Below are 15,125 nucleotides of genomic sequence, written 5' to 3'. Positions count from 1 at the left end.
GGTCCCGAACACGATTCCACCGGCGTCGAGGTGGAGCCGCCGCCGCGGGGCAAGGACTGACGCTCGGCGCCGCGCTCATCGAGTTGCCGTCGCCGGGCCGCTGGGTAGCCTGTGCGCGATGACGGGGATCGACGGGCAGGTCGTGGCCATCACCGGGGCGAGCAGCGGGATCGGCGAGGCGACCGCCCTGCTGCTGGCCGAGCGCGGCGCCGAGCGTCAGTCCTTGCCCCGCGGCGGCGGCTCCACCTCGACGCCGGTGGAATCGTGTTCGGGACCCGCGGCCGGGTGTTCGGCCGGCACCCGATCGCGGGACCGGGTGCCCTCGCTCGGCCGCTCGGGGTCGGGGCGGTGCACATTGCTGTGGTACGGGCCGGGCTTGGGGCGCGGCTTCCCGCCCGGGAACGCCAAGCGGAAGATGCTGCGGTGCACCATGAACCACTGCTTGCCGAACGGACCGGAGTTGTAGGGCAGCTCGTAGCGGTCGCAGATTTCCTTGACCTGCGGCGCGATCTCGGAATACCGGCTGCTGGGCATGTCCGGGTACAGGTGATGCTCCACCTGGTAGCCGAGGTTGCCGCTGATGATGTGGAACAGCGGGCTGCCCTCGATGTTCGCGGCGCCGAGCAATTGGCGCACGTACCAGCCACCGCGGGTCTCGTTCTCGGTTTCTTCCTGCGTGAATGTGTAGGTCTGGTCCGGGAAGTGGCCGCAGAAGATGATGGCGTGGGCCCAGATGTTGCGGATGACGTTGGCCACCGCGTCGGCGCCCAGGGTGCGCAGGTACGTGCTTTCCACGCCCGGCGCCACCTTGTCGAGGAACGACGCTGCGGCGGCGACGCGGCCCTTGTTCGACACCCGGCGCAGCCGGTTGCCCAGCCGGGACCGTGCCGGCTGTTCGAGCCGGCCGCGCAGCGCGAGCTGCGTGAGCGCGAACGCACCGGCGCTGATGGCCGGCCAGCCGAGGTAGTCCTTATAGATCTGCGCGCGCGCCTTGACCCCGATGCCCCGCAGGTCCTTGCGCACCTCCGACCATGGCTTCTCGCGCTTGCGGATCGCGTCGATATCCATGTCGTGGACGGCCACTCCCCACTCGAACAGGAGCGTGAGCAGCAGGTTGTAGATCGGTTGACCCAGGTAGCGCGGTGCCCATTTCTGGTTGGGGTCGATCCGCATGATCTCGTAGCCGAGATCCTTGTCCTTGCCGAGGATGTTGGTGAAGGTGTGGTGGATGTAGTTGTGGGAGTGCTTCCAGGATTCCGCGGTGGACGCGGTGTCCCAGTCCCACACCGACGAATGGATGTCGGGGTCGTTCATCCAATCCCACTGGCCGTGCATCACGTTGTGGCCGATCTCCATGTTCTCCAAGATCTTGGCCATGGACAGGCAGGCGGTACCCAGCAGCCACGCGGTCTTCGAGCGCGATGCCAGCAGCAGGACTCGCCCTGCCACCACGATCTGCCGTTGCGCCGAGATGACGTTCTTGATGTAGCGCCGGTCGCGGTCCCCGAGGTCGGCAAACACGTCATCGTGGATGGCGTCGAATTCCTTCGCGAGCTTTTCCAATTCTTGCTCGCTCAGCCTGGAGAGTGGATTCGCTCCGGCGTTCTTTACGGCCGTTGTCACGAGCCGCTCCTTTCGATCAGAGTTCGAGTTCGACGTCGCCCTCGGCGGTGTTGATGCAGATTCGGACGTCCTGCTCGGTCGGTTCGATCACGTCACCCGAGCGCAGGTCGCGCAGCTTGCCCGACTTCAGCGTCCCGACGCAGGTATGGCAGATTCCGATGCGACAGCCGAAGGCGAGGTTGAGACCGGCCTTCTCGCCGGCCTCGAGAATCGATGTGCCACCGTCACATTCGACTTCCTTGTCGCTGTCCAGGAAGCAGACGGTGCCGCCCTCGCCGGCGTTGGCGTCGCCGCCGATCTTCGGTTGGAACCGCTCGAAGTGCAGCCGGTCGCAGTCCGCGTTCTCCTTCCAGTGCTCGATCAAGGCGTCGAGCATTTCCCCCGGGCCCGAGCAGAACGCCTCGCGCTCGCGCCAGTCCGGGCACACGTCATCCAGGTCGCCGGGTGTGAGCCGCCCCTGTTCGGCGGTGAAGCGCAGATCGAGCCGCATGCCATCGTGCCGTTTCTCGAGCTCTTCGAGCGCGGGCATAAACATGGCCTGCTCGCGGGTGCGGGCGGAGTGAATGACCACGGCGTCGCGCATCTCGTCGCGGTGGTCGAGGTCGCGCAGCATGCTGATGATCGGGGTGATGCCGCTGCCGGCGCTGATGAACAGCATCTTGTCCGGCACGGGCTCCGGCAGGGTGAACACGCCTTCGATCTCGCCAAGCCGCACCAGGTCCCCGGGCTGGATCTTGTGCACGAGATACGGCGAAACCACGCCGCCGTCGACCCGCTTCGGCGTGACGCTGATCAGCCCGTCGTCGGGCGTCGGGTCCGATGTCAGCGAATACGCACGCCAGTGGTACACGCCGTCGATGACCACGCCGAGGCGCACGTACTGACCGGGCTTGTGCCCAGGCCACTCGTAGCCGGGCCGGATCAAGACGCTGGCGGCCTCCGAGCCCTGCTGCTCGATGGCCTCGACCTTCCCGCGCAGCTCCTTGGTGGTCCACAGCGGGTTGATCATCTCGAGGTAGTCGTCCGGCTGCAGCGGGCTGAACAACCGGCGCACCGCGCGCAGGAAGAGCCGGCGCCCGCGTGGGACCTGGGGTTCAGCGCCGCGTTCCGCCATGCCGCTAGAGTACACAGTTGTATACCGAGTTTAAACGTCTGGTTTGAATTCGCTTGTCATACATTGTTTGACAGCCGCACAACGACACCACTAAAAGCACACAACTGTTCACTAGTCGTGAGTGGGATTCGGTCAGGCGCAGCGACACACGTTACTGTGACGTGCCCCACCCGTGCCGCGCCCAAACATTTGTTCAGAGGATTCACAGCCAACCGGCTCAGCGCGCCGGCCATCGCCGGCGCCTATTGTTCGTTGTGTGCTGATCGGCTTCCTCCTCGCGCTGGGCTGCTCGGTCTGCTACGGCACGGCGTCGGTGCTGCAGGCGGCGGCGACCCGGTCGGTGGAAGCCGGCAGCGGCTCGGGTGTCGACACCGTGCTCCTGATGCGCGCCGCCCGGCAATGGCGGTACATCGTCGGCGTCGGCCTCGACGGCGTCGGCTTCCTCCTCCAAGTGGCGGCGTTGCGCCTGGTGCCGATTTATGTGGTCGCCGCGGCGTTGGCGGCCTCGATCGCGGTCACCGGCATCGCGTCCGCGTGGCTGTTGTCGGCGCGGCTGTCGCGCGCCGAGTGGACGGCGGTGGCCGTGGTGTGCGTGAGCCTCGTCGTGCTCGCCCTTGCGGCCGGGCCAGGGCACTTCCGGCGCGCCCCGGCGGGGCTCGGCTGGGCATTGCTGGGCGTGGTCGCCGCGATATTCCTCGCCGGCGCGGTGGCGGGCCGGCTACCGGACCGGCCGCGCGCGCTCGCGCTCGGCCTGGCGGCCGGAACCGGCTTCGGGGTCATCGAGGTGGGCGTGCGGCTGATCGAGGTGATCAACCCGACCCACCGCGCCTTCTACACCAATCCGGCGCTGTACGCGGCGGCCGCGGGCGGGGCGGCCGGTTTCTTGCTGCTGACCTCTGCGCTGCACCGCGGATCGGTGACCACGGCCGTCGCCGGGATGGTCGTCGGTGAGACCATCGCACCCGCGTTCGTCGGCGTGGTGTGGCTGGGCGACAGCGCCCGCGACGGCCTGGGCTGGCTGGTCGTCGCGGGCTTCGTGGTGGCCGTGTCCGCCACGCTCGTGCTGGCGCGCTTCGGCGAAGCGCCGCAACCGCAGGCTGAATCGGTCACCTGACTCAGGGCGTCGCGGCGGTGGTCGCCTCGTGGCCGATGGGATTCCCCGCCGCGGGACTGTAGGCCGTGCCGCGCGCCGGGCGCGTCCACAGCACGCCGCCCTCCGCGCTGATGCCCGCGGCCATCAGCGCGCGCTTGACGATCTTATTGGTCGCCGTCGTCGGCAGGCCGGCGTTGATGCGCACGTAGCGCGGCCAGGCCTTGGGCGACAGGTCCGGTTGCGCGGCAAGGAAAGCCGCGAACTCGCCGGGCCCCAGCTGCGCCCCGTCGCGCAGGACCAGGGCGGCCATTACCTGGTCACCGACCCGGTCGTCGGGCACCGCGTACACCGCGACCTGGCTGACCCCGGGCAGCCGCTCCAGGATCCGCTCGATCGGGCCGGCCGCCAGGTTCTCACCATCCACCCGCATCCAGTCCGCCGTCCGGCCGGCCAGGTAGATCCAGCCGTCGGCGTCCCGGTAGGCCAGATCGCCGGACCAGTACATCCCGTGCCGCATGCGCTCGGCCGTCGCGGCCGGGTCGTTGTAGTAGCCCACGAACGGGCCCGCCCCGGTGGTGTTGACGAGCTCACCGACCGCGGCGTCGAAGTTGGTCAGCGCCCCGTGTTCGTCGAATTCCGCGACGGCGCACTCCTGCAGCGTTGCCGGGTTGTAGACGGCGACCCCGGGATACGGTCTGCCGATCGACCCCGGCGGGGTTCCGTCCTCGCGGACGACGATCACCGCGAACTCGCTCGACCCGAAGCTGTCGACCACGCGGCAGTCGAAACGCCTTGCGAATTCGGCGATGTCGCGGTCGGTGGCCTCGTTGCCGAACGCCACCCGCAGCGGGTTCTCCGCGTCGTCGGGACGTTCGGGGGTGGACAGGATCAAGGCGAGGGGCTTGCCCACGTAGTTGACGTAGGTGACGCGATAGCGGCGCACGTCGTCCAGGAAACCCGATGGCGAGAACCGGGCCGGGACCATGGTGGCGCCGGCACCGATGGCGACCGCCCATCCGGCTGCGACACCGTTCGAGTGGAACAGCGGCATCGACAGGTAACAGACATCGTCGGCGGTGACGTCGTACTGGAAGACCAGGCTGGCGCCGCACATGATCGTCATCGCATGCGCGAGGCGCACGACCTTCGGGTCGCCACTCGTCCCGGAGGTGAAGATCATCATCAACGTGTCGCCGCCGGTGACCTCGCGGTGCGGAACCAGGGGCCCCGCGGCGGCCACCAGTTCGGCGTAGCGCCCGCCGGTGACGTCGAGCACCTGGATCCCGTTGAGGTCCAAGCCGTCCAGCAGGCCCCGGTGTTCGGGGTCGACGAGCAGCAGCTGGCAGTCGGATCGCCGGATGTCGGCCAGCAGTCCGGCCCCGCGCCGCGTCGTGTTGATCCCGCACAGCACGTAGCCGCCCAGCGCGGCCGCGGCCATGGCGCGCAGCATCGCCGGGGAGTTGGGCAGCAGGGCCCCGACGTGGAGTGGGCGGGTCGGCTCGGCCAGGGCGATCAGCGCGGCGGCCTCCGCTTCGGCCTCCGCGAGGTGTTCGCCCCAGGTCCAGACCCGCTCGCCGCAGGCAACGGCCGGGCCGTCGTCGTCGCGACGCTGCCGCAGCAGCTGCTGAACCGTCTCGATCATCGGGTGGTCAGCACCAGCCCCGCGTAGCGCCGGCGTGCCACTTCGTCGCAGTGGCGCCGATAGGCGCCGAACCCGCCGGCGTAGGGCATGAAAACCCGTTTCTTGCCCTCGATGTTGGCGCCCAGGTACCACGACGAGGTCGCCTTCGGGAAGAGCGTCTGCTCGGCCGCCTTCGCGACGTGGTCCGTCCAGGCCTCGGCGGCGTCGCGGCGCGGCTCCACGTCCGTCACCCCGAGGCGGCGGGCGGCGAGCACGAGTTCGATGACCCAGTCGACCTGAACCTCGGCGTGCAGGACCATATTGGCCAGCACCGACGGGCTGCCCGGCCCGCTGATGGTGAACATGTTCGGCAGCCCGGGCACCATCAGGCCGAGGAACGTCAGCGGCCCGTCGGCCCACACGTCGCTCAGCCGCACTCCGCCCGGGCCCTCGGGGTCGATGCGGGTCAGCGCGCCGGTCAGCGCGTCGAAGCCGGTCGCGAAGATCAACACGTCGCACGGGTAGGTGGCCGCGCTGGTGCGCACCCCGCCGGTGGTGATCGTGTCGATGGGCTCGCGGCGCAGGTTCACCAGCCGGACGTTGTCGCGGTTGAACGTCTCGTAGTAGCCGCCGTCGGTGCAGATGCGCTTCGTCCCGATCGGATGGTCGACCGGGATCAGATCGGCGGCCACGGTGGGGTCGGCGACGATCTCACGGATGCGCTGTTCGGCGAACTCACGGGCGATGTCGTTGGCCGCGAGGTCGGAGTTCTGGTCGGGGAAGGTCTTGGCGAACAGCACGCCGCCCTCGCGCCAGCGCCGCCACAGCGCCTCGGTGCGTTCCCGCGGTTCGGTGTCCACCGCCTTCTTGTGGTACGTGCCGTGGGGCGTGCCCGCGGCCGCGTACGCCGAGGCGCGGCGGCGCTCGGGATATTCCTCGCGGATCCGGCGCTGCTCCTCCGGCGTCCAGGGGCGGTTGGGCATCGGGATGCTGTAGTTTGCCGATCGCTGGAACACCACCAGGCGGTCGGCCTGTGCCGCAACGATCGGAACCGCTTGAATGCCTGAGGATCCCGTGCCGATCAGACCGACCCGCTTGCCGCGCAGGTCCGGGTCGTCGCGCGGCCACGCGGCGGTGAAGTACACCTCGCCCGCGAAGTCGTCGATGCCGGGGATGTCGGGGCGGTTGACAGCCGAAAGGCAACCCGTCGCGCAGATCAGGAATTGCGCGGCGTGGGTCCGGCCGTCTCTGGTGCGGACCCGCCATCGCCCTTGCTCGAACGCGGCGCCGACGACATCGACCTCGAATCGGTAGTGGCGGCGCAAGCCGAACCGGTCCGCGACGTGGCGCAGGTAGCCGAGGATCTCCGGTTGGGCGGCGAAGCGTTCGCTCCACGTCCAGCTCCGCTGCAACTCCTCATCGAAAGAGTAGGAGTAGTCGACACTTTCGACGTCACAGCGGGCGCCCGGGTACCGGTTCCAGTACCAGGTGCCGCCGACGTCCGGGGCGGCCTCGAGGCCGAGCACCGAGAGCCCCGCCGACGCGGCCCGGTGCACGGCGTACAGCCCGGCGAAGCCCGCGCCGATCACGATCACGTCGGCTTCGGTCATGCCGACTCACAAAGGGTGGGCTGCAGGAGGGCCCGCAGGTCGCCATAGACCAGGTCGCGGGCCGACGCCGCGGGCGGGAAGGACGGAATGGTCAGGAAACCATGGAACAGGTCCGGGAAATCGCGGTGCACCACGCGCACCCCCGCGCCGCGCAATCGACGCGCGTAGTCGCAGCCCTCGCTGTGCAGGGGATCGAGACCGGCGGTGACGATCACCGCGGGCGGCAGACCGGCGTGGGAGCCCGCACGCGCCGGGGCTACCAGGTCGGGCGGATCCAAAAGCGTTTCGCCGCAGAGATATTGGCTCCAATACCACCGCATGGCGGCGGAGGTCAGGAAGTAGCCGGTGGCGCAGCGCAGGTAGCTCTCGGTGTCGAAAGACGGGTCGATGACCGGATATAGCAGGGCTTGCGCGGCCGGCCCCGCGATCCCCCTGTCCCGGCACAGGACCGCGGTGACGGCCGCGAGGTTGCCGCCCGCGCTGTCACCGGCGACCGCGGTCCGCGCCGGGTCGATGCCGAGATCGGGCGCGTGGTCGACGACCCAGCGGAACGCCGCGAAGGCGTCCAGCGCGGCCGCGGGGGCCGGGTGCTCGGGCGCGAGGCGGTAGCCCACCGAGACGACGACGGCCTGGGTGCCGCGGGCCAGGGCGCGGCAGAAACCGTCGTGGGATTCGATGTCGCACAGGACGAATCCGCCGCCGTGGTAGAACACGATCGCGGCCCGGTTGTCCCGGGCGTCGCCGTGCGGGTGATAGATCCGCACGGGGATGTCGCCGGCGGGCCCCGGGATCGACCGGTCCTCGGTGCAGCGGACGTCGTCGATGTTGTTGACGGGCTGGCGCCGCTGGGCGACGGAGATGCGGGCCTGCTCGGCGGTCAGCGTCTCGACGGGCGGGAATCCGGCGTTCAACTCGCGCAGCATCGCCGGGACGACATCAAAAGGGTCGTCCATGTGACGCCTCCGCGCGCATCGGTGGGCCGCTCATGCCGGCCGGTACTTCAACAGGGTGATTCCGTCTTCGGGCAGATCGTAGAACACCGGCTCGACCCGCATGCCGATATGGACGTCACCGGGTTCGACGTCGACCAACTCGGTGCTGAACTTCGGTCCGGCGTCCCACTGCACGACCGCGGGCAGCTGCGGAACCGCGTCCGCCCAGGGCGGCCCGGTCGGCCGCCGGGCGATCGTGAACGTGTACAGCGTTCCGGCGCCGTCGATTTCGCGCCATTCCAGGTCGTCGGCCAACGTTCCCGGGGTGAGCGTGCGCGGATAGAACACGTAGCGCCCGAGCGAGGGCGAATACTGCACCAAGATGCGATGCCGGGTCAGTCCGTCCCAGAAGGGCCGCGACACCGGTGTCGGCTCGGGTACGGGGATGTCCACGGTCAGTCCCCCCGCATCAGCAGCGCGACCTGCTCGCTCATGATGCCGCCGTTGCCGGTGACGAAGGCGGTATGGCAATCGGGCACCTGCGCCTCACCGGCCCGGCCCATGATCTGCCGCGCGCCGTCGACGACATGGTGCATGCCGCCGGCCATCCCGGCCTGCCCGAAGGACAGTTGCCCCCCGGCGGTGTTGAGCGGAAAGTCACCGCGGTAGGTCAGGTCGTGGCCGGCGATCCAGGACATTCCGCGGCCCTTGTCACAGAAGCCGGCGTCTTCGAGGCTCATCAGCACGGTGATGGTGTAGCAGTCGTAGATCGACGCCATGTCCACCTCGGAGCGGGTCAGGCCGGCCATCGCGAACGCCCGGTCGGCGGCGCGGGCGATCGGGGTGTGCAGCAGATCCTCGGCGTAGGTGGGGGTCTTGAAGGCGATGTGTTCGCCGAATCCCTTGATCCACACCGGGCGGTGGCGGCCGCGCCGGGCGAGGTCGGCGTTGGCGATCAGGACACCCGCTCCCCCGTGCACCCGCATCACGGTCTCCAGCATGTGGATGGGGTCGGCGATCATCGGGCTGGCGAGGACGTCGTCCGCCGTGATCGGGACGCCGTGGAAGACCGCGCCGGGGTGGGCGCACGCGTTGGCGCGTTGATCGACGGCGATTTTGGCGACCGCCGCGGGGTCGTAGCCGAACTCGGCCGCGTAGCGCTGGGCGATCTGCGCGTAGGGCGCGTTCTGGCCGACGTTGCCGTACGGGATCTCGAATTCCGCCTGCGGCGACCCGTAGTTGTTCGAGGACGCCCCATACCAACTCGGCGTCGGGGGCGGGCGTTTGTCGGACTGCGGCTGCGACGCCGAACCGGGAACCACGGCCAGCACCGCGTCACAGATGCCGAGTTCCACGGCGACCGCGGCCCGCCAGATCATGCCCGCGGCGGTGGCCCCGCCGAGGTCGACGCGCTCGCCGAAATCCAATGCCAGGCCCAGGTATTCGCACAGTGTGGCGGGTGCGAACATCGTCGACTCGGCGACGCCGTGGGTCAGCAGGCCATTGACGCAGGCGGCGTCGATGCCCGCGTCCTCGATCACCAGCTTGGCCAGCAGCGCGTACTGGTCGAGGGTGAACATCGGCGGGCGGGTTGGCTTCCGTTCCGCCGGCAGCTCGGCGATGCCGACGATCGCCGCCTCGCCGCGCAGGCCGGTCACGACGGCGTTCCGCGTCGGGGCAGCTCGACCGTCGCCGATCCGGGCATCAGCACGGTCTCGCCGCGGCGGCCGGCGATGTCGAGGTCAACCAGCCCGGCGCCCGCCCCGGAGAGGCGTTTGCCGGTGACGGTGCCGCCGAAGCTCAGGGGCTGGCCGGGATGGGCGACCGCCCGGTTCTGGACGGAGAAGGACATCAGGCGCCCGCGGCCGCCGATCCAGTCCCCGATGGCCCGGCCGAGCAGCGCGGCCTGCAGCGGACCATGGACCAGCACGTCGTCGTAGCCTTCGACCGTGCGCGCCCAGTCCTTGTCGTAGTGGATGCGGTGGCCGTTGTAGGTGGCGGCACTGAAGAAGAACAGCTGCGTTTCGTCGACGGTCACGGTGAGGTCGGGCATCCGGTCGCCCACCTGGACGTCCTCGTAAAACACTTGGTCGGTCACGACGCTCCTAGGGACGGGCGATCATCGATGTGGACGCCTCGGCGAGCAGGTCTTGATGCTGGTTGCGGTACACCGTGTTCCAGGTGACCAGAACGAATCTGCCGGAGCGGCCCTGCTTTTCGACGATCGACGAGATGGTGCGTACCATTTCGACATTGTCGCGGTGATAGGCCGGCAGGTGGAAAGTGAAGCTTTCGCCGCCCGCCATCCGCTTGGGCGCGCGGGGAAACGCGAGGCTGCCGGAGACAGCGCCGGACGAACCGTCGGGCCGCAGGGCCTCGAGGTGGGTGACTCCCAGCACGGCGTACTGCAGGAAGAGCGGGGGGCAGACGACGTCGCGAAAGCCGTGCGCCCTCGCGTAATCCGCGTCGAACCACAACGGGTTATGGTCGCCGACCGCCGCCGCCCAGCGTTGCCAGTCGCGCCGGTTCACCTCGCCCGTCGCGGACGCGGCGACGGTGCCCACGCGCGCGGCCGATTCGGCGTCGATCAAGCTGTCCTCGCTCACCGGCCCTCCTCCGAGTCCAACGTCTCCTCCAGCCACGATGCGGCGACGTCCGGCCCGCCACCCCACGTGGAGCCCACACGGGCCCGCTCGGTCCACAGGTGCAGATCGGTCTCGGTGACATAGCCCATGCCGCCGTGCAATTGGTGGGCGTCCAACGTGATCAGTCTCGCCGCGGTCGCGGCGTGCAGGCGCGCGATCGCGGTCTCGCGGGTCGCCATTCGGCCGCGCCCGATCCAGAACACCGCCGCGTGCGCGGCCAACCGGGCCGCCGCCAGCGCGATGTGCATGTCGGCAACCAGGTGCTGAGCAGCCTGGAAAGACGCTATGGGCCGGCCGAATTGGTGGCGCAGCTTGGTGTAGGCGACGGTGCGGTCGATGACGGCCTGCCCGACGCCCACCAGGTCGAGCGATCCCAACGCCACCGCCGTGTTCGCCACGCGGCGCAGTGCCGGCTCGGCGACGTCACCGATCAGCGCGTCGCAGGTGAGCGCGACGTCGTCGAAGCGCAGGGTGAACGCCCGATGCCCGCCCGCCACCGCAAGCGGTTCCACGGTCACACCGGGCGTCGCGGCGCGCACGACGAAGGCCAGCGTGCGACCCTGCGCCGCAGCCGAAGTCACGACGACGTCGGCGACGTCGGCGTCGGCGACGTAGTCCGCGGTGCCGTTCAGCCGCCATTGTCCCGACACTTGGTCGGCGCGGATCGCCCCCGGCACCACGGCGGCGTCGCGGGAGCTCCACAGGGCCGTCGTGCCGCGGGTCGTGCCGCGTGCCAGTGCGGGCAGCCAGGCGGCCTTGGCGTCCGGGGAGCCGAGCTGGTCGATCGCGAGCGCGGATTGGATGCTGCTGTGGATCGTCGTCGGGCACAGGGCGCGCCCGGCCTCGACGTAGAAAACCGCGAGATCGTCCAATGAGCCGCCGGAGCCGCCGTGCTCCTCGGCGATGGCCAGCCCGAGAACACCGGCGCCCGTCAACGCCTGCCACAGCCCCGGGGTGCGGCGGTCCGCGTCCGGTTCGGTCAGCGCGCGCACCAACGGGATCGGGCTCTCGGCGGCCAGCAGGGCGCGCAGCGACGCGGCGAACTCGCGTTGCTCGGCGGTGGGTATCGCTCTCATCCGTCAGCGCCCGTAGCTGGGCATCTTGTGCCCGCGCTGGGCGATGATGTCGCGGAGCACCTCGTTGGTGCCGCCGCCGAAACGCATCAGCGGCGCGGCCCGGTACAGCCGCTCGAACTTGCCGGCCAGCGGCGCCCGCTCGCTGCGGTGCGCCAGTAGACCGTCCGGGCCGAGCACGTCGAGCGCGAGCACCGCGATGCGCTGGCGCAGTTCGCTGGTGAAAACCTTCTCGACGCTGACCTCCACCGACGGGATCACGCCGCTGTCGAGGATGGACGCGGCCTCGTAGCCCATCAGGGTGGCCACCGCGACGTCGGCCTCCGCTTGTGCCAGGCGGCGCCGCAGCGCTGGGCTGTCGCAGGGCACCGAGCCGTCCCGGCGTGGTGCCCGCGCGAGCTCACCCAGCTCCTCGACGGCGCGACGCAGGTCGCCCGCGTTGGTCAGCGCGCCGCGTTCGAGGTCGAGCGCCCCCGTGATGTATGTCCAGCCGCGGTTGACCTCGCCCACCAGGTTGGTGACCGGCACGCGCACGTCGCGGAAGTGGACCTCGTTGGTGCGATAACCCGACCACGCGTACAGCGGGCGGATCGCCACGCCGGGACTGTCGATCGGCACGATGACGACCGAGATGCCGCGGTGGCGAACACCGTTGGGGTCGGTGCGGACGCAGAGCCACTCGTGGGTCGCGCGCTGTGCGCCGCTGTTCCAGATCTTCGTGCCGTTGATCACCCAATCGTCGCCGTCGCGGACTGCACTGGTGCGCAGGCTGGCCAGGTCGGTGCCGGCGTCGGGCTCGGAATACCCCACGGAGCAGATCATTTCGCCCTTGGCGATCAGCGGCAGCCATTCGGACTTGTTCTGTTCGGTACCGTGCCGCATGATCATCGGCGCCACGGATGTGACCGTCAGGTCGGGCCCCGGCACGCCCCAGTACTCGAATTCGCTCATCAGCAGATGCAGGTGGATGGCGCCGAGGCCGAGGCCGCCGTATTCACGCGGCCAGTTCACTCCGAACCAGCCCTTGGCTCCGATCTTGCGACGGAACCCGGCGACCTCTCCGTCGGGGAACTCCAGGTCGTGCTCGGCGAGCTCGGCGCGCAGCTCGGCGGTGACGTTGTCGTGAAGGAATTCGCGGACCTCGGCCAGCCATGCGCGCTGCCCGGCGTCGAGTTCGAAATCCATTCGGGCCCCTTTGCCGCCGATGTGCAGTCGGAGTCTATAAGCGTGATCGGCGCGCCGGACGCGTTACGCAGACCGCAAATTCGCGGCGAGGTCGAGCAGCCGCGCGACGGCAGGATCCGGGTGCGGGCGGCACACGGCGACGATGCTGGTGATGAGCACGGGAAGGTGGTCGGACAGCGGCACGTAAACCACGCCGGGATGGCGCATGGCCGCGACTTGTTCGGGGACGACGGCGGCTGCCAGTCCCGCGATGGGATAGGACATCATCGCCGAGAGCTCGTCCGTCTCGGCGACGATTCTCGGCTCGACGCCGGCATCCCGAAGTGCTGCGTGAATCCGGGCCGAGATTGCGGGAAGCGACCGTTGGGAAGGAACCACGAGGGGTTCATCGCGGAGGTCGGCGAGCCTGACCGACGGTTCGTGAGCCAGCCGATGGTGTCTCGGCAACACCACCAGCGCCTGCTCGCGCTCCACCTCGGTGACGAGCAACCCGTCAGCATGTTGAATGGGCCCGCGAGCGAAGCCCAGGTCGAGGCCACCGGAGCGAACGGCGTCGAGCAGACCCATGGTGCGCATCTGAGCGAGGTGCAGTGTCAGGTCGGGCAGCGCGCCGGCGCCGGCACGCATCAAGTTCGGCAGGAATCGGAACGCGAGGCTGACAACGAAACCGAGATCAACGTCGCCGTGGAGGCCGGCCGCGACTCGCTGGGCTCGCCGCACGGCAGCGCGCTGTGCGGCGCTGAGGCGCTCCGCGTCCGCACGAAAAGACCGCCCCGCGGCGGTCAATTCGACCCCTCGAGCGGTGCGGTCGAACAACATGACTCCCACGGCCCGCTCCAGGCGCTGAATCGCCTGTGTCAATGGGGGTTGAGTCATCGAAAGACGTTGGGCGGCACGCCCGATGTGCCCCTCGTCCGCGACGGCGAGGAACTGCTCCAGCAGCCGGTGGGTAAGTTCCATATGACACATCATATGAACCAGGCCACCGGAAAGTATTGGACGAAATCACGTCGCCGCCGTTGACTGGTCGCAGACGCACGTGTCAGCGACCAGTCAAACCCGTGGAGGAATGCGGTGTCTGATTTCGGCACCTTCGGCCGGTTCAATGAAACTCCGGTGACCGCCATGCCCGCCGATATGCGGAAAGCCTTCGAATTCACCCGCTCTCTGCGCGGGATGGTGCCCGGTCCCCACAAGATCTGGCTTGCCAACCCGACGCTATCCAGGACGATCGTGCCGACCGGCGCGTATTTCCAAAATGACTCGACCTTGACCAAAGCGGAGATCGAGATCGCGACCAATGTCGCCAACGGCCACTGGGGTAGCCCCTACGCGAACCACGAACACGAAATCATCGGCGAGCGCGTCGGCCATCTGCACCCACTTCGTGTTCAGGCGCTGATCGCCGGGCTGCCGACGTCGTTCGACGACCCGCGCCAACAAGTGGTGTACGAACTTGCCTGCGCTCTGACGGCCCGGCGCACCATTCCCTTCGGGCTCTACCGCAGGGCCGAGGCGCTTCTCGGCGACGAGGGGATCGTGGACGTCACAGTGCTGCTGGGCTGGTTCACGATGGTGTGTATGACGTTGATTGCCTTCGATGTTCCCGCCGACGCCGTCGGATTGGAGCAATGAATATGGCGCTGGCCCCCCTGCCCGCCGTCGTGCTGACGCCCGTCGCGTTCTTTCCCGAATGGCATTTCCCCGAAAACCTTGCGGTCCGCGCCGACAACTCGCTGCTGGTGACCGACGTCTTGCACAAGCAACTGTGGTGGGTGCCGCCGGCGAATCGCGATGCGGCGGTCCCGCCCGTACTGGCGCACACCTTCGATCACCACATCACCGGCATCGTCGAGGTTGCGCCCGACGTCTTCGTAGTCAACCTCACCGAGGGCTACACCACTCACGAGTCATATTTGGCCCGAGTCGATTTCACGTCCTGGAAGCCGGGGACGCCGCTGACACCGGAGGTGATATACGCCTTCGACGACCGTGTCCGGGCCCTCAACGGCAGCTGCCTTTTGGGACCAAACGTTCTGGCGATCGCCGACTGTTTCGCGGGGCTGATCTGGCGGATCGACCTGGCCGGGAATGCGCGAAGCGCCGCGGCCCGGGTCTGGCTCGCGGATGACACGATGGCCGATGATCCAGACAGCGGCGTCCCTCCCCCACCCCAGCCCGGGGTCAACGGCGTGCGCTACGGGCCGCAGACCGGTTACCTGTACTACA

14 protein-coding genes and 1 pseudogene are annotated in these 15,125 nt (G+C 69.0%); 3 read left to right on the top strand and 12 right to left on the bottom strand.

Features of this window, described 5'->3' with window-relative positions:
* Nucleotides 1–216: 216 nt before the first annotated feature.
* Nucleotides 217–1,623 carry an acyl-CoA desaturase gene (locus tag A5704_RS26355; RefSeq protein ID WP_067780873.1) on the bottom strand — a complete coding sequence of 469 codons (1,407 nt, stop codon included), beginning with the start codon at nucleotides 1,621–1,623 and terminating at the stop codon, nucleotides 217–219.
* A gap of 16 nt (nucleotides 1,624–1,639) precedes the next feature.
* Nucleotides 1,640–2,737, bottom strand: coding sequence for a ferredoxin reductase (locus A5704_RS26350; protein ID WP_067750152.1), 1,098 nt, complete (start codon nucleotides 2,735–2,737; stop codon nucleotides 1,640–1,642).
* A 256-nt stretch (nucleotides 2,738–2,993) separates the two neighbouring features.
* Here A5704_RS26350 and A5704_RS26345 point away from each other — a divergent pair, with 256 nt between their 5' ends.
* On the top strand, nucleotides 2,994–3,851 hold the full coding sequence (locus A5704_RS26345; RefSeq protein ID WP_067750150.1) for a DMT family transporter: 858 nt from the start codon (nucleotides 2,994–2,996) through the stop codon (nucleotides 3,849–3,851).
* A gap of 1 nt (nucleotide 3,852) precedes the next feature.
* Here the strand turns inward: A5704_RS26345 and fadD1 are convergent, their stop codons facing one another.
* From fadD1 to A5704_RS26295, 10 genes are all read right to left on the bottom strand, one after another.
* Nucleotides 3,853–5,472 (bottom strand): fatty-acid--CoA ligase FadD1, encoded by a 1,620-nt coding sequence (gene fadD1, locus A5704_RS26340; protein ID WP_067891831.1) that lies wholly within the window; start codon nucleotides 5,470–5,472, stop codon nucleotides 3,853–3,855.
* A complete protein-coding gene (locus A5704_RS26335; protein WP_067780989.1) occupies nucleotides 5,469–7,061 on the bottom strand; it encodes an NAD(P)/FAD-dependent oxidoreductase in 1,593 nt (530 codons plus the stop codon). The genes fadD1 and A5704_RS26335 overlap by 4 nt, the downstream gene beginning before the upstream one ends.
* The gene (locus tag A5704_RS26330; RefSeq protein ID WP_067780992.1) at nucleotides 7,058–8,014 is read right to left on the bottom strand and encodes an alpha/beta hydrolase; all 957 of its coding nucleotides are present in this window, start codon (nucleotides 8,012–8,014) and stop codon (nucleotides 7,058–7,060) included. Before A5704_RS26330 ends, A5704_RS26335 begins: the two co-directional genes overlap by 4 nt.
* Nucleotides 8,015–8,044: 30 nt before the next feature.
* Nucleotides 8,045–8,446 carry a Zn-ribbon domain-containing OB-fold protein gene (locus A5704_RS26325; RefSeq protein ID WP_067750141.1) on the bottom strand — a complete coding sequence of 134 codons (402 nt, stop codon included), beginning with the start codon at nucleotides 8,444–8,446 and terminating at the stop codon, nucleotides 8,045–8,047.
* Between the two features lie 2 nt (nucleotides 8,447–8,448).
* Nucleotides 8,449–9,651 (bottom strand): thiolase family protein, encoded by a 1,203-nt coding sequence (locus A5704_RS26320; protein WP_067891830.1) that lies wholly within the window; start codon nucleotides 9,649–9,651, stop codon nucleotides 8,449–8,451.
* On the bottom strand, nucleotides 9,648–10,046 hold the full coding sequence (locus A5704_RS26315; protein ID WP_067781024.1) for a MaoC/PaaZ C-terminal domain-containing protein: 399 nt from the start codon (nucleotides 10,044–10,046) through the stop codon (nucleotides 9,648–9,650). The genes A5704_RS26320 and A5704_RS26315 overlap by 4 nt, the downstream gene beginning before the upstream one ends.
* 52 nt (nucleotides 10,047–10,098) lie before the next feature.
* Entirely contained in the window at nucleotides 10,099–10,599 is a 501-nt protein-coding gene (locus tag A5704_RS26310; RefSeq protein ID WP_067780998.1) for a MaoC family dehydratase N-terminal domain-containing protein, read from the bottom strand.
* Entirely contained in the window at nucleotides 10,596–11,714 is a 1,119-nt protein-coding gene (locus tag A5704_RS26305; protein ID WP_067781001.1) for an acyl-CoA dehydrogenase family protein, read from the bottom strand. Before A5704_RS26305 ends, A5704_RS26310 begins: the two co-directional genes overlap by 4 nt.
* 3 nt (nucleotides 11,715–11,717) lie before the next feature.
* Nucleotides 11,718–12,896: an acyl-CoA dehydrogenase family protein gene (locus A5704_RS26300; protein ID WP_067891829.1), complete on the bottom strand. Its 1,179-nt coding sequence runs from the start codon at nucleotides 12,894–12,896 to the stop codon at nucleotides 11,718–11,720.
* A 63-nt stretch (nucleotides 12,897–12,959) separates the two neighbouring features.
* On the bottom strand, nucleotides 12,960–13,856 hold the full coding sequence (locus A5704_RS26295) for a LysR family transcriptional regulator (protein ID WP_067781007.1): 897 nt from the start codon (nucleotides 13,854–13,856) through the stop codon (nucleotides 12,960–12,962).
* A 114-nt stretch (nucleotides 13,857–13,970) separates the two neighbouring features.
* Here A5704_RS26295 and A5704_RS26290 point away from each other — a divergent pair, with 114 nt between their 5' ends.
* Both A5704_RS26290 and A5704_RS26285 read left to right on the top strand, forming a co-directional pair.
* On the top strand, nucleotides 13,971–14,531 hold the full coding sequence (locus A5704_RS26290; protein ID WP_231969382.1) for a carboxymuconolactone decarboxylase family protein: 561 nt from the start codon (nucleotides 13,971–13,973) through the stop codon (nucleotides 14,529–14,531).
* Nucleotides 14,532–14,533: 2 nt separating this feature from the next.
* Nucleotides 14,534–15,125: pseudogene (locus A5704_RS26285) on the top strand (hypothetical protein); the annotation flags it as partial.

The sequence above is a fragment of the Mycobacterium sp. E735 genome, assembly GCF_001666955.1.
GTDB lineage: Bacteria > Actinomycetota > Actinomycetes > Mycobacteriales > Mycobacteriaceae > Mycobacterium.
This window is presented reverse-complemented; position numbering and strand designations above follow the sequence as displayed.

Excerpts from the sequence above, each read along its gene's own strand:
- A5704_RS26300 (WP_067891829.1), bottom strand. The coding sequence starts at position 12,896 with ATGGATTTCGAACTCGACGCCGGGCAGCGCGCATGGCTGGCCGAGGTC.
- A5704_RS26330 (WP_067780992.1), bottom strand. The coding sequence starts at position 8,014 with ATGGACGACCCTTTTGATGTCGTCCCGGCGATGCTGCGCGAGTTGAAC.
- fadD1 (WP_067891831.1), bottom strand. The coding sequence starts at position 5,472 with ATGATCGAGACGGTTCAGCAGCTGCTGCGGCAGCGTCGCGACGACGAC.
- A5704_RS26305 (WP_067781001.1), bottom strand. The coding sequence starts at position 11,714 with ATGAGAGCGATACCCACCGCCGAGCAACGCGAGTTCGCCGCGTCGCTG.
- A5704_RS26350 (WP_067750152.1), bottom strand. The coding sequence starts at position 2,737 with ATGGCGGAACGCGGCGCTGAACCCCAGGTCCCACGCGGGCGCCGGCTC.
- A5704_RS26315 (WP_067781024.1), bottom strand. The coding sequence starts at position 10,046 with ATGCCCGACCTCACCGTGACCGTCGACGAAACGCAGCTGTTCTTCTTC.
- A5704_RS26335 (WP_067780989.1), bottom strand. The coding sequence starts at position 7,061 with ATGACCGAAGCCGACGTGATCGTGATCGGCGCGGGCTTCGCCGGGCTG.
- A5704_RS26295 (WP_067781007.1), bottom strand. The coding sequence starts at position 13,856 with ATGGAACTTACCCACCGGCTGCTGGAGCAGTTCCTCGCCGTCGCGGAC.